This window comes from Kineococcus radiotolerans SRS30216 = ATCC BAA-149 (assembly GCF_000017305.1).
In the GTDB taxonomy this organism is placed as follows: domain Bacteria; phylum Actinomycetota; class Actinomycetes; order Actinomycetales; family Kineococcaceae; genus Kineococcus; species Kineococcus radiotolerans.
The window spans coordinates 2,877,735-2,890,862 of the sequence record NC_009664.2 but is presented as its reverse complement, the minus strand read 5'-3'; the positions used below and the strand labels follow the sequence as shown (position 1 = coordinate 2,890,862).

Below are 13,128 nucleotides of genomic sequence, written 5' to 3'. Positions count from 1 at the left end.
CCCCGCGGGCGCGCCCGCGGGGGCCAGCGACGCGCGCTGGGCCCCGGGAATCTCCGCCGGCCGCCCGGTGCGGGGGCCCCGGACGACGACGGCCCCCGCCGACGACGTCGACGGGGGCCGCGGTCCGCGGGCCGGTCAGAGGGCCTGGAAGATCTCCCGGGCCAGCGCCGCGGTCTCGCTCGGGGTCTTCCCGACCTTGACCCCGGCCGCCTCGAGAGCGTCCTTCTTGGCCTGCGCGGTGCCCGCGGAGCCGGAGACGATGGCGCCGGCGTGGCCCATCGTCTTGCCCTCGGGGGCGGTGAAGCCGGCGACGTAGCCCACGACGGGCTTGGTCACGTTGGCCTCGATGAACTTCGCGGCGCGCTCCTCGGCGTCGCCGCCGATCTCCCCGATCATGACGATGACGTCGGTCTCGGGGTCGTCTTGGAACGCCTGCAGCGCGTCGATGTGCGTGGTCCCGATGACCGGGTCGCCCCCGATGCCGACGGCGGAGGAGAACCCGATGTCGCGCAGCTCGTACATCATCTGGTACGTCAGGGTGCCCGACTTCGAGACCAGCCCGATGCGCCCGGGCGGGGTGATGTCGGCGGGGATGATGCCGACGTTGGACTTGCCGGGGCTGATGAGGCCGGGGCAGTTGGGGCCGATGAGCCGCGTCGTGCCGCTCTTGGCGGCGAGGGCGTAGAACTCCGCGGAGTCCGCGACGGGCACGCCCTCGGTGATGACGACGACGAGGGGGGTCGCGGCTTCGACGGCCTCGACGACCGCGCCCTTGGTGAACTTGGCCGGCACGAAGATGACGCTGACGTCGGCGCCGGTGGCCTCGCGGGCCTCCCCGACGGAGGAGAACACCGGGACCTGGACGGGCGAGCCGTCGGCGCCGGTGAACTCGACGGACTGCCCGCCCTTGCCGGGGGTCACCCCGCCGACGACCTGCGTGCCGGAGGTCAGCATCCGCTGGGTGTGCTTGCGCCCCTCGGAGCCGGTCATCCCCTGGACGAGGACCTTGGAGTCGGAGTTGATGAAGATCGACATCGTTCAGGCCTTCCCGGCGCTCGCGAGCTCGGCGGCCCTGTCGGCCGCGCCGTCCATCGTGTCCACGACCGTGACGAGGGGGTGGGCGGCCTCGGCGAGGATGCGCCGGCCCTCCTCGACGTTGTTGCCGTCCAGGCGCACGACGAGGGGCTTGGTGGCCTCGTCGCCGAGGATCCCCAGGGCCGCGACGATGCCCTTGGCGACCTCGTCGCAGGCGGTGATGCCGCCGAAGACGTTGACGAACACGCTCTTGACCTGCGCGTCGTTGAGGATGACGTCGAGGCCGTTGGCCATGACCTGCGCGGAGGCGCCGCCGCCGATGTCGAGGAAGTTCGCCGGCTTCACCCCGCCGTGCGCCTCCCCGGCGTAGGCCACGACGTCGAGGGTGGACATGACCAGCCCGGCGCCGTTGCCGATGATGCCGACCTCGCCGTCCAGCTTCACGTAGTTGAGGCCCAGCTCCTTCGCCTTGGCCTCCAGCGGGTCCGCGGCGGCGGCGTCGACCAGCTCGGCGTGGGCGGGGTGGCGGAAGTCGGCGTTCTCGTCCAGCGTCACCTTCCCGTCGAGGGCGACGATCGAGCCGTCCTCGGTGCGCACCAGCGGGTTGACCTCGACGAGCGTGGCGTCCTCGGCGGTGAACACGCCCCACAGCTTGACGACGACGTCGGCGACCTTCTCCCGCAGCTCGGGGGCGAAGCCGGCGGCCTCGACGATCTCGGCGGCCTTCGCGGCGTCGATGCCGGTCAGCGCGTCCACGGGGACCCGGGCCAGCGCCTCGGGGCGCTCGACGGCGAGCTGCTCGATCTCCATGCCGCCCTCGACGCTGCACATCGCGAGGTAGGTGCGGTTGGAGCGGTCGAGGAGGACCGAGAAGTAGAACTCCTCGGCGATCCTGGCGCCCTCGGCGATCATCACCTGGTGGACCGTGTGGCCCTTGATGTCCATCCCGAGGATCTCGCGGGCCCGCTCGCCCGCCTCCTCGGGGCTGTGGGCCAGCTTGACGCCGCCCGCCTTCCCGCGGCCGCCGGTCTTGACCTGCGCCTTCACGACCACGGTGCCGCCACCCATCGCCTCGGCGGCCGCCCGGGCCTCCTCGGGGGTGGTGGCGACCCTGCCGTCCAGCACGGGTACGCCGTGCGCCGCGAACAGGTCGCGCGCCTGGTACTCGAAGAGGTCCACCAGTGTTCTCCGTCTTCCTCGTCTTCGGTCGGAAGTTGAACTGACGTGCCGGACGGGCACCTGTCCAGGGTCACTGGTCGGGCGTCCACGTCGGCCGGCACCGGGCCTCTCGCACCCTAGACCCGGGCGCGCACCGGCTCACGGTCAGGTGTGGAGACGCAGGTCACACCCCCTCGCTGTGGCCGCGGGAGCGGGCCAGGATGGCGCCACCACGCGCGCCGCCCCGCCGGCACCGCCGCCGGCACCGCCGCGGCGTGGCCCCCGCGCGACCGACCGACCCGCGACACCACCCGACCAGGAGCGACCGTGAGCACCCGTCCCGACCAGTTCTCCACCGGCGCCGACCCGGTCGCCTCGGCCCTCGCCGGCCTGGCCCGCGCCCACGGCGCGACCCTGCGCGTCAACCTCGACCCCGCCTACGTGGTGGCCGCGGACCCGGCCCCCACCCGGCGGGTCGCGCTCGTCTCCGGCGGGGGTTCGGGGCACGAGCCCCTGCACACCGGCTTCGTCGGCCGCGGCGGCCTGGACGCGGCCATCCCCGGCCAGGTGTTCGCCTCCCCGCACAACCAGCAGATCTTCGCCGGGGCCCGCGCGGCCGCCCGGCCCGGCGGCGTCCTGCTCGTGGTGAAGAACTACACCGGCGACGTCATCAACTTCGGCATCGCCGCGGAACGCCTGCGCGCGGAGGGGATCGACGTCGAGACCGTCCTCGTCGACGACGACCTCGCCACCGAGAACGAGGCCGCCGAGACCGGCCGGCGCGGGACCGGCGCGACGGTCGTGGTGGAGAAGGTGCTGGCCGCGGCCGCCGACGGCGGGGCCTCGCTGGCCGAGCTCGCCGACCTGGGCCGGCGCGTGGTCGCCGCCTCCCGCAGCCTCGCCGTCGCCTCCCGCGCGCACACCGCCCCCGGCGGGACCGGCCCCGCCTTCGAGCTGGCCCCGGGGCAGCTGGAGTACGGCGTCGGCATCCACGGCGAGCGCGCCGTCAGCACCGTCGACCGCCCCGGCAGCGCCGAGGTCGTGGACCGGATGCTGGAGGAGCTCCTGGCCCACGTGCCCGCCACCGCGACCGGGTACGGCGTCCTGGTCAACGGCCTGGGAGCCGTCACCGGCCTGGAGCTGTTCTCCGTCCTCGACCACGTCGTGGGTCGGCTGGGGGAACGGGGCCTGACGACGGCCGCGGCCCTGGCCGGGACCTACGTCGCCGCGCTCGACATGCGGGGCTTCTCCCTCACCCTCACCGCCCTGGAACCGGACTGGGTCGCCCACCTCGCCGCCCCCACCGCGACCCCCGCGCTGCCCAGCGCCGAACCGGTGGGGACGGCGGTCCCCGCCACCGCCACCGACGCCACCGCCGACGCCGGGGAGGTCACCGGCCGCGCGGTCGCCGACGACCCCTTCCTCACCGCCCTGGGCCGCCGGGTCGCCGCCGCGAAGCCGGAGCTCACCCGGCTCGACCAGGTCACCGGGGACGGGGACTTCGGCGACAACCTCGACGGCGGCACCCGCACCGCCCTCGCCTCCCGGGTCCCCGGGGACGAGCCGCAGCCGGGTCTGCGGGCCGCGGAGCAGGCGTTCCTCGACCACGTCGGGGGTTCCAGCGGACCGCTGTTCGGGTTGCTGTTCCAGAACCTGCGCACCGGCCTCAGCGGGGGTTCGGGGGTCGAGGCGGTGCGCGTGGGCCTGCGTTCGGCCGCGGAGGCCGTGCAGCGCGTCGGGGGCGCCCGGCCCGGGGACCGGACCATGGCGGACACCCTGCACGCGGCCGTCACCTCGACCGGCGGCCCGGCCGAGCTGCTGCGCGCCGCCGTGGACGGGGCCGCGGCCACCGCCGGCATGCTCCCCCGCCGGGGCCGGGCGAGCTACCTCGGCGAACGCGCCCTGGGGACGCCCGACCCCGGGGCGGTCGGCGTCGCGATCGTGCTGGCCGCCCTGGTCGAGACCCTCGACCCGTCGGCGGCGGTGGACCTGCCCGAGCGCTGGAGCTGACCGGCCTCAGACCCCGCCCCCGCGCAGCACGGGTGCGTTGCGCACCCGGTCGCGCGGGGGCCGGAACCACAGCAGCCGCACGGTCGCGGCGAGGGCGAGCAGCCCCGCCGCGACGACCCACCAGGACCCGGCCCCGCTGAGGGCGATCCGGGCCGACCAGCTCACCGTCACGCCGAGCTGGAGGGCGGCGAACAGCCCGAACGGGTAGGAGCGGTAGCCCTTCGCGCCGTCGCTGGTCGGGACGGGCTCGGCCCGGTCGAGGACCTCGAACCGGCAGCCGACGCGGGCGGCGAAGGCCTGCAGCCGGGCCCGGGTCGCGTCGTCGACGACGTCCGTCGACGGCGGCCGGTCCTGGAGGGCGTGCACCGGGACCCGCGACACGACCGCGCCGCCGGCGACGGTGACGCGCACCTCCGGCACGATCCGGTGCCGCGGCTCCTGCGCCGGGCCGTGGGCGAGGGTGAGGGCCACCGGCACCCCGGGGCCGTCCACCGGGAACCACGCCTCCCGGCCCAGCTCCCGCACGCCCCACTCGGTGCGCCCGTCCGGGCGCGCCCGCAGCAGGAGCTCGACCCCGCCCGGCGCGCCGAGCGCGGTCCCGGCGGGGAAGCGGCGCGCGGCGCGCCGCTGACGGGCGGAGACGAGCAGCCGGGCGAGCAGGGCCAGCGCCACCACCGCGCCCCACAGCGCCAGGGTCCAGCCGTCGAGGGAGGGCTCGCGCGGGCCCGCCCCGTCCCGGGAGGTGGGCAGCAGACCCCACTGGAGCGCCCCGACGGCGCCCGCGGCGAGGAGGGACAGCAGCTGCACCCCCCGCACGGCCCGCGGCAGGTGGGGGGCGGTGAGCGGGGGGAACGCCCGGCCGCCGGAGGCGGTGACGACCCGGCGCAGCGCCTCCTCCCGCGCGGAGTGCGCGTCGGACAGCGGAAGCCGCGCGGCGAGGAGCAGCGCGCTCCAGCCGGTGCGCTCCAGCAGGTCCGTCGCCGCTGCCCGGGAGGCCTCCGGGGCGGGGCGCGGGCCGCGGGGGTGGCCGGGGCGCGGCAGGGGGCCCCACGGGTGCCAGGCGTGCAGGGGCACGTACCGGACGGGCACGTCGCGGGCGTCGAGCAGCAGCAGGACCGGCGCGGGCCACCCGGTCCCCGCGTCCCGGGGGGTGCCGGCGTCGGCCCGGAACCGGCCCCGCCGCCCCACCCGCTCCCAGGCGAGGGCGGCCGGGCCGTGCAGCAGCAGGGCCCGCACCACGGGCCGCCGGCCCCGCAGCGGCCAGACGGTCACGTCGGCGCCGCAGTGGTAGCGGAAGGCCTCCGGATCCGCGGTGAGGTACCCGCTGCGGGCGTCCAGCCGCCCGGGGTGGAAGGGGGCGGGCCGGGCGTGCGGTCCCTCGAAGCGGTCGCGCGGGGGCGCGGAGCGGTCGCGGCGCGCGCGCACCGGGACCCGGCGGGCCGGGGGCAGGGCGGGACCGCGGGCGCCGGCCCTCGTCGGGACCTCGGTCACGGGGGTGCTCCGTCCTGCCTGGTCGGGCCCGGGGTCCCGGGGCTCCTCCACGGTCGCACCCGCCCGGCCGCGGCGCGGTCGGACCGGCGCCATCAGGGTCGCGTCCCGCCGGCGGGGACCGACCGCACGCGCACCGTGCGGGCGAACGCGTCGACGAGCCCGGCGAGGAGGTCCCCGTGCGCGAGCGCGGTCCACCGCGAGCTGAGCACGACGCGGCCCGGTGCGCGGTCGGGCCGGACCAGGACGTCGACGCCCTCGGCGACGGGCGCCCCCACGTCGTCGGGGACGGTCGTGGAGCGCACCCGCCGCGCCGGTCCCGCGGGCAGGTCGACCGCGTGGACCTCGCACCGGGGGTCGGCGGCGGGGATCTCGACGTCGAAGCGGTGGTCGGCCCAGGCGGCGAAGTCGTGCTCGGGGCGGGCGAGGACGTCGAGCCAGAGGGCGGTGGGGACCTCGGGGTGGCCGACGTGGGCGAAGGCCAGGCCCCCGCGGCCGCGCAGCAGGTCGCGGGCGGTGCGGGTCACGGCCGCGAGCGTGCGGGCCGCGGCGTCGACGGCGGCGGGGTCGACCCGTCCCCCGGCGTGGACGAGGTCCTCGGCGAGGGAGCGGTGCACGGCGAGGGCGTGCTCGTCGGCGTCGACGGCGTCGTCCCGGTCCAGGACCACCCAGCCCGCGGGGGCCTCGACCACCAGCTCCAGCTCCGGCTCCAGGTCCACGGCGTCGTTCACGAGGTCCACCGCAGGGTCGCGGCGATGGCGTCGAAGAGCCCGACGAGGTGGTCGGCGAGGGCTCCGGAGGTGGTGGTGGCCGTGAGCGCCAGCAGCGTGGGCACCGGGGTCAGCCCGGCGGGGACGGGGACGTGGTGCTCCAGGACCGTGGTGGCGACGGGTCCGGCCGTGCCGCCGTCGAGGAGGCGCTCGCGCCGGCGGCGCGTCCCGGCCCCGGCGCCGCCGGTCCACGCGGTGGCGTCCTCCCCGGCGGGGACGGCGTCGGCGGGGACGACGTGCACGAGCAGCGAGGCCGGCAGCACGACCCCGGCCACGGCCCGCACGGACAGGTGCAGTTCGAGACCGCCCACGTCGTGGGCCTGGCGCACCTGGTCCTGCAGGAGCCGGGTCGCCTCCCGGCGGGCGAGGGGGGCGTCGTCGATCCCGCGGAACTGGCGGGCCACGATCCGCTCGACGGCGTCCTCGCGGTGCGGGGAGGTGAGGTCGACGCGGTCCCACCACGCCGGGACGGCGAGCCGGTACCCGGTCGGGGGCGCGGGAGCGGTGGTGCTCACCGCCGCTCCCCCGCGACCTTCTCGAGGACGGCCTGGGACGTGGACTGCGCCGTCGGCAGCCACACGTGCGGGAGGTGGAGCTCGTTGAGGGGTTGCGCGATCCCCTCGTAGGACGTGTAGGCGTCGGCCGCCACGGCCGCGGCCATCTTCGCGGCCGTCGTCGTCCCCACGACCTTCGCGGCGTCGGCGACGCCGGTGAGGGTCCTGGCCTGCGCGACCGCGTCGGTCAGCCCCCGGGTGACCGCGGAGCCGACGTCGCCGGGCGGCATCGCCTTCACCGCGGTGTACGCGTCCTTCCACTTCTGCCCGTCGAAGACCCCGCGGGCCTCGTCCTTCATCGCCCTGGCCCCGCCGAGGACGTCGGGGAACTCGGTGAAGGGCTTGGCGAGGGCGGCCCGGGCGTCGGCGAACGCGGTGGCCGCGGCGCCGTGGGTGTCCTCGGAGCGCCAGGCGGCGCGGGTGGCGGCGCGGATCCGGTCGACGGCGTTGCCGCTGGTGCCGAGGGCGTCGCGGGTGGCGGCCCGGGTGGCGCCGCGCATGCCGCCCGAGGCCATGGACAGCGCCGTCGCGGCGGGGTCGAGGCCGCGCGCGGCGACGTCGGCGACCCCCTCGACCCCGGCCCGGGCCCGCAGCGCGGCCTGCGCGGCGCGGGTGGCCAGCACGGCCGTGTCGGCCTCCCCCAGGGCCGCGGCGGCGGCCTTGGCGGCGGGGGCGGCCAGCTTGCCGATGCCGAAGGTGGCCAGGCCGACGACGTCGACGGCCACGGCGGTCCAGCTGCCGTCGCCGGACAGCGCCAGCAGGGTGTGCCCGACCAGCGCGAAGCCGGTCGCGAGCAGCGCGACGATGCCCAGCGCGGCGGCCAGGGCCTGACCGACGACGGGGATCCACCCCACGGCCAGCGCGGCCAGCGCGACGATCGCCCCGATCGTGGAGGCCCAGTCCGACGCCTTCTCGATCCAGCGGGCGTTCTCGTGCGCCCACTGCTGGAACCGGTCGAAGCGGCTGTCCCGCAGCGGGTCCCCGGCGCAGGCGGCGGCGATGGCGCGGGCGGCGCGCTCGGCGGCGGCGTCCCGGTCGGCCACGGCCGCGGCCAGGTGCGCCCGGGCCGCGGCGAGGTCGGCGCTCGCGGCGCCGGCGTCCCGGCGCGCGGCACCGGCCCGGGCCGCGCGGTCGGCCTCGCGCCCGGCGTGGGCGTGCGCGGCGGTGGCCGTGGCGGCGGGGTCGCCGGGCACCGGCGCCGGGGCGGGCGCGGGGGTGCCGTTCGCGGCGAGGACCGCGGCCGCCGCGTCGTGGCGGGCCTGGGCGTCGCGGGCCGCGTGCAGGGCGTCGAGGCTGCGGCGCTGGGCGTCCTGCAGGTGCGGGACGTAGTCGTCGAGGGCTCCCGCCGTGGCCCGGTACCGGCCCACGGCGCCGGTCAGGCGCGTCGCGAGGTCGCCGGCGCCCTCGCCGAGCGCCTCCACGGTCCGCCCGGCCGCGTCGGTGCCGCGGGCGAGGCGGCGGACCTCCCCCGCCTGCCGTTCGAGCTCCTCGGCCACGCCGCGCCAGCGCCGGGCGACGTCCCCGAGGTCGGCCGACCGGCCGGGGACGGGGTCCTCGCCGGCGAGGGGCTGCCAGTCGGCGGGCCGGGCGCCGCCCCCCGCGCCGAGCAGCATCAGCCCTCCCCCCGCGCGGCGGCGGCGAGGCCGTCCTCGGCCTGCTCGAACGCGCGCGCCGCCTCCCGGACGCGCCGGGCGTACGCCGCGGTGGCCTCGGCGAGCTCGGAGCGCTGCCGCGCGGAGGTGTCGGCGAAGTCCTGGACGGCGGTGGCCAGCCCGCGGTGGCCGGCGGCCTCGGCGCCGATGTCGGCGACGCGGTCGGTGGCGGACAGGGCTCCCGCCACCGAGTCCAGGGTGGTCGCCGTCGCGTGGAGCTCCACGGTGTCCAGGCGGAGGTCGGGCACGACGGAGGTCCTTCCGGTGGGGGGCGGGGAGTTCCACGGTGCCCCGCCCCGGTCCCCTCCCGGGCCCGCTGCGAGGGCCCGGTCCCCGTCCGGCGCAGCGGTTCACCACCGATCGGCGGCCCGCGGCCACCGACCGTGCCGGGATCAGCACGCGCGCGCCGCGGCCCGCGGGGGCAGGGTGGGGCCGTGCGCGTACTCGTCGTCGGAGCCACCGGTCACATCGGCAGCTACCTCGTCCCCCGGCTCGTCGGGGCGGGGCACGAGGTGGTGGCCCTCAGCCGCGGGACCCGGGAGCCCTACCGGGCGCACCCGGCGTGGGAGCGCGTGGAGCGCGTGGTCGCCGACCGCGACGCGGAGGACGCGGCGGGGACCTTCGGCGCGCGGGTGGCGCGGCTGCGCCCCGACGCCGTCGTCGACCTCGTCTGCTTCACCCCCGCCAGCGCCCGCCTGCTCGTGGAGGCGCTGCGCCCGACGGGGGCGTTCCTCGCCCACTGCGGCACGATCTGGGTCCACGGACCGGCGGCCGCCTCCCCGCTGCGCGAGGACGACCCGCGCGCGCCGTTCGGGGAGTACGGGACGCAGAAGGCCGCGATCGAGGAGCTGCTGCTCGCCGAGACCCGCTCCGGAGGGCTGCGGACGACGGTGCTGCACCCCGGTCACATCAGCGGCCCCGGCTGGCCGGTCATCACCCCGCTGGGCAACCTCGACCCGCAGGTGTGGCGGCGGTTGTCCACCGGCGAGGAGCTCCTCGTGCCCGGGCTGGGCCTGGAGACGCTGCACCACGTGCACGCCGACGACGTCGCCCAGGGTTTCGAGCGGGCGCTGGCGGACCCCGGCGCCGCGGCCGGGGAGAGCTTCCACGTCGTCTCCGACCGGGCGCTGACGGTCCGGGGTTTCGCCGAGGCCGCCGCGCGGTGGTGGGGCCGGGAGGCGGACCTGCGGCCGGTGAGCTGGGAGGAGTTCCGCGCCGCCTCCGGCGAGCACGCCGAGGCGAGCTGGGAGCACCTGTCCCGCAGCCACTCCGCCAGCACGGACAAGGCGCGCCGACTGCTGGGGTACGTCCCGGGGCACACGTCGCTGGAGGCGGCGCGGACGGCGGTGGAGGCGATGGGCCTGCTCCCGGACGGGCGTGGAACCCTGTCGGCGTGACGCAGCACCCGCTCGACAACCCCGTCTGGGGGTCCCTGGCGACGACCCACGCGCACCTCGCGGAGGGGTCCGGGCGCGGGCGCCGGTTCCCCGCCGACGTCTCCCCCTTCTCGGGGCTGGCCGACCAGGCCGACCCCGCGGCCTGGGACGACCTGGCCGCGGTGGCCGGTCCGGGGGTCGAGGTGCTCGTCCCGGCGCTCGCCGTCGAGCCGCCCGCGGGTTTCGCGGTGACGCGGCCCTTCCCCGGTGTCCAGCTCGTGGCCACCGACGCGCTGCGCACCGAGCCCCTCCCCGACGCGGTGGAGCTCGGCGAGGACGACGTGCCGGAGGTGCTCGACCTCGTCGCCCGGACCCGGCCGGGCCCCTTCGGGCCGCGGACGGTGCTGCTGGGCCGCTACCTCGGGGTCCGGGAGGGAGGGCGGCTGGTGGCGATGGCCGGGGAGCGCCTGCGGCCCACCGGGGCCACCGAGATCAGCGCCGTCTGCACCGACCCCGCGGCCCGCGGCCGGGGACTGGCCACGGCCCTGGTCCGCGCGGTGGCGCACGGCGTCCGCGAGCGCGGGGAACTGCCGTTCCTGCACGCCGCGGCGCAGAACGTCCGGGCGATCGCGCTGTACGAGCACCTCGGGTTCCGGCGGCGGCGCGACGTGGACTTCGCGACGGTCCGCACCCCGTCCTAGAGTCGCGCCATGGCGCGCTTCGTCGAGGTCCACCCGGAGAACCCGCAGGCCCGGTCGATCGCCCAGCTCGCGGCGGTGCTGCGCGAGGACGGGCTCATCGCCTACCCGACGGACTCCTGCTACGCCCTGGGCTGCCGCCTGGACAGCCACACCGGCGCGGACCGGATCCGCCGCATCCGCCAGCTCGGCGAGAAGCACCACTTCACGCTGGTGTGCGCCGACTTCGCCCAGCTGAGCCAGTTCGTGCACCTGGACAACGTGCAGTTCCGGGCCATCAAGGCCGCGACCCCGAACCCGTACACGTTCATCCTGCCGGCGACCAAGGAGGTCCCGCGCCGGTTCGCGCACGCGAAGAAGAAGACGGTGGGGGTCCGCATCCCCGACCACCGGTTCGTGCGGGCGCTGCTCACCGAGCTGGGTGAGCCGCTGCTGTCGAGCACGCTGCTGCTGCCCGGTCACGAGGACCCCCCGACCGACGGCTGGTCGATCAAGGAGGAGCTGGACCACGTCGTGGACGCGGTCGTGGACGCCGGGGAGTGCGGCACCTCCCCCACGACCGTCGTGGACTGGTCCGGGGGTTTCCCCGACGTGGTGCGGGTGGGGGCCGGGGACCCCTCGCGCTTCGAGTAGCCGGGGGGTCGGGTCCGCCGCGGTGAGCTCACCCGGCGGCACCGTCCCGTGACCGGTCCGTGACCGGTGGTGCACCGGGGGTGGGCGGGACGTTTCCAGCGGGCGGGAACGCCCGAGTCGTGGCAACGTTCTGGCGCGTCGTGGAAGTGACACAGCTCTCACGCGCGGCCCGCCGTCCCCCCGCGGGCCTCACTGACTGGAGGAAATCGTGACTGTCACCGGCATCATCACCGCCATCATCGTCGGCCTCATCATCGGCGCCCTGGCCCGCCTGGTCCTGCCCGGCCGGCAGAACATCTCGATCCTGCTGACCATCGTCGTGGGCATCGTCGCCGCCCTGATCGGCACCGCGCTGGCGCGCGGCATCGGCCTGGCCGACACCAACGGCTTCGACTGGATCGAGCTCATCTTCCAGGTCGTCGTCGCCGCCATCGGCGTCTCGATCGTCGGGTCGATCCGCGGCCGTCGCCGCTGACCTCGGTGCTCGCACCGGTCCTCTTCACCCTCGCCGGGGCCAGCGCCCTGGTGGCGGCCCTGCTGCCCCGGGTGGTGGACCGGCTGCCGGTGAACCTGCCGATGGCCTTCCTGGGGGGCGGGGTCCTGCTGGGCCTCGTCCCCGGGCTGCCGACGGTGGACCCGCTGGCCCACGGCGAGGTGACGAAGCACGTCACCGAACTCGTCGTCATCATCTCCCTGATGGGCGCGGGGCTCGCGCTCGACCGGGCGGTCGGGTGGCGCCGCTGGGCGTCGACCTGGCGGCTCATCCTCATCGCCATGCCCCTGACGATCGCCCTCGTCGCCTGGGCGGGGTGGGCCCTGGCCGGCCTCCCGATCGCCGCCGCCGTGCTGCTCGGCGCCACGCTGGCCCCCACCGACCCCGTCCTCGCCAGCGACGTGCAGGTCGGGGAACCGGCCGACGAGGAGGGCACCGAGGACGAGGTCCGCTTCGCCCTCACCAGCGAGGCCGGTCTCAACGACGGCGCCGCCTTCCCGATCGTGCACCTGGCCGTGGTCCTGGCGACGGCGGGCTTCTCCGCCGTGACGATGCGCGACTGGTTCCTCGAGGACGTGGCGCTGCGCGGCGTCGTGGGCGTCGTGTCGGGGATCGTCGTCGGCTGGCTGCTCGGCCGGCTCTTCTTCCACTCCCCCGTCCCCTCGCTGCGCCTGGCCGACAACGCCGAGGGCTTCACCGCCCTGGCCGTGACCTTCCTCGCCTACGGGGTGACGGAGGTCCTGCACGGCTACGGGTTCGTCGCCGTCTTCGTCGCGGCCTGCACCATCCGCGCCGCGGAACGCAGCCACGGGGCGCACCGGGTCGCGCACGAGTTCGTCGAGCAGATCGAGCGGATGCTGACGTCGTGGCTGCTGCTGGTGCTCGGCGCGGCCCTCGCCGACGGCCTGCTCGACGCGCTGACCTGGCCGCTGGCCCTGGTCGGGATCCTGCTCGTCTTCGTGATCCGGCCCCTCGCCGGGTACCTCAGCCTGCTGCGGACCCCGGGCGGACCGCGGGAGCGCTGGGTCATCGGGATCTTCGGCGTCCGCGGGATCGGGTCGCTGTTCTACCTCGCCTACGCCCTCGGCGAGGCCGAGTTCCCGGGCGAGGAGCTGTGGGCCGTCGTCGGTTTCACCGTCGCCCTGTCGGTCTTCGTGCACGGGTTCACCGCAGCCCCGGTCGTGGGGGCGCTGGACGCGGCCCGCATCCGCAAGGCCCCCAGCCGCCACAGCGGCGACGTCGCGGACACCCACCTCTGACG

13 protein-coding genes are annotated in these 13,128 nt (G+C 77.0%); 6 read left to right on the top strand and 7 right to left on the bottom strand.

The annotated features are described in order from the left end of the window. Nucleotides 1-135 precede the first annotated feature (135 nt). Both sucD and sucC read right to left on the bottom strand, forming a co-directional pair. Complete coding sequence (gene sucD, locus KRAD_RS13890; RefSeq protein ID WP_012086252.1) at nt 136-1,035, bottom strand: succinate--CoA ligase subunit alpha; 900 nt, start codon at nt 1,033-1,035, stop codon at nt 136-138. Between the two features lie 3 nt (nt 1,036-1,038). Beyond that, nucleotides 1,039-2,214, bottom strand: coding sequence for an ADP-forming succinate--CoA ligase subunit beta (gene sucC / locus KRAD_RS13885; RefSeq protein WP_041292104.1), 1,176 nt, complete (start codon nt 2,212-2,214; stop codon nt 1,039-1,041). A 306-nt stretch (nt 2,215-2,520) separates the two neighbouring features. Here sucC and KRAD_RS13880 point away from each other — a divergent pair, with 306 nt between their 5' ends. Then, nucleotides 2,521-4,203, top strand: a complete 1,683-nt coding sequence (locus KRAD_RS13880; RefSeq protein WP_012086250.1) for a dihydroxyacetone kinase subunit DhaK — start codon at nt 2,521-2,523, stop codon at nt 4,201-4,203. Nucleotides 4,204-4,209: 6 nt separating this feature from the next. On the opposite strand, the gene KRAD_RS13875 is transcribed toward KRAD_RS13880, so the two are convergent. The 5 genes from KRAD_RS13875 to KRAD_RS13855 form a co-directional block, all read right to left on the bottom strand. Then, complete coding sequence (locus KRAD_RS13875) at nt 4,210-5,694, bottom strand: hypothetical protein (RefSeq protein WP_041292103.1); 1,485 nt, start codon at nt 5,692-5,694, stop codon at nt 4,210-4,212. Between the two features lie 92 nt (nt 5,695-5,786). Continuing rightward, nucleotides 5,787-6,431, bottom strand: coding sequence for a hypothetical protein (locus KRAD_RS13870; RefSeq protein WP_041292102.1), 645 nt, complete (start codon nt 6,429-6,431; stop codon nt 5,787-5,789). Continuing rightward, complete coding sequence (locus tag KRAD_RS13865; RefSeq protein ID WP_012086247.1) at nt 6,419-6,976, bottom strand: hypothetical protein; 558 nt, start codon at nt 6,974-6,976, stop codon at nt 6,419-6,421. The genes KRAD_RS13870 and KRAD_RS13865 overlap by 13 nt, the downstream gene beginning before the upstream one ends. After that, nucleotides 6,973-8,628, bottom strand: a complete 1,656-nt coding sequence (locus tag KRAD_RS13860; protein WP_012086246.1) for a hypothetical protein — start codon at nt 8,626-8,628, stop codon at nt 6,973-6,975. Before KRAD_RS13860 ends, KRAD_RS13865 begins: the two co-directional genes overlap by 4 nt. Continuing rightward, nucleotides 8,628-8,915: a hypothetical protein gene (locus tag KRAD_RS13855; protein WP_012086245.1), complete on the bottom strand. Its 288-nt coding sequence runs from the start codon at nt 8,913-8,915 to the stop codon at nt 8,628-8,630. The genes KRAD_RS13860 and KRAD_RS13855 overlap by 1 nt, the downstream gene beginning before the upstream one ends. 186 nt (nt 8,916-9,101) lie before the next feature. On the opposite strand from KRAD_RS13855, the gene KRAD_RS13850 reads away from it, so the two are divergent. From KRAD_RS13850 to KRAD_RS13830, 5 genes are all read left to right on the top strand, one after another. Beyond that, a complete protein-coding gene (locus KRAD_RS13850) occupies nt 9,102-10,064 on the top strand; it encodes an NAD-dependent epimerase/dehydratase family protein (RefSeq protein ID WP_041292101.1) in 963 nt (320 codons plus the stop codon). Beyond that, the gene (locus tag KRAD_RS27575; protein ID WP_012086243.1) at nt 10,061-10,744 is read left to right on the top strand and encodes a GNAT family N-acetyltransferase; all 684 of its coding nucleotides are present in this window, start codon (nt 10,061-10,063) and stop codon (nt 10,742-10,744) included. The genes KRAD_RS13850 and KRAD_RS27575 overlap by 4 nt, the downstream gene beginning before the upstream one ends. Before the next feature lie 9 nt (nt 10,745-10,753). After that, a complete protein-coding gene (locus KRAD_RS13840; protein ID WP_012086242.1) occupies nt 10,754-11,374 on the top strand; it encodes an L-threonylcarbamoyladenylate synthase in 621 nt (206 codons plus the stop codon). Nucleotides 11,375-11,582: 208 nt separating this feature from the next. Next, nucleotides 11,583-11,849 (top strand): GlsB/YeaQ/YmgE family stress response membrane protein, encoded by a 267-nt coding sequence (locus tag KRAD_RS13835; protein ID WP_012086241.1) that lies wholly within the window; start codon nt 11,583-11,585, stop codon nt 11,847-11,849. A gap of 5 nt (nt 11,850-11,854) precedes the next feature. Then, nucleotides 11,855-13,126: a cation:proton antiporter gene (locus KRAD_RS13830; protein ID WP_012086240.1), complete on the top strand. Its 1,272-nt coding sequence runs from the start codon at nt 11,855-11,857 to the stop codon at nt 13,124-13,126. Nucleotides 13,127-13,128: the final 2 nt, after the last annotated feature.

Bases quoted from the DNA above. Each gene is read 5' to 3' on its own strand.
- sucD (WP_012086252.1), bottom strand. From the start codon at position 1,035: ATGTCGATCTTCATCAACTCCGACTCCAAGGTCCTCGTCCAGGGGATG.
- KRAD_RS13860 (WP_012086246.1), bottom strand. From the start codon at position 8,628: ATGCTGCTCGGCGCGGGGGGCGGCGCCCGGCCCGCCGACTGGCAGCCC.
- KRAD_RS13840 (WP_012086242.1), top strand. From the start codon at position 10,754: ATGGCGCGCTTCGTCGAGGTCCACCCGGAGAACCCGCAGGCCCGGTCG.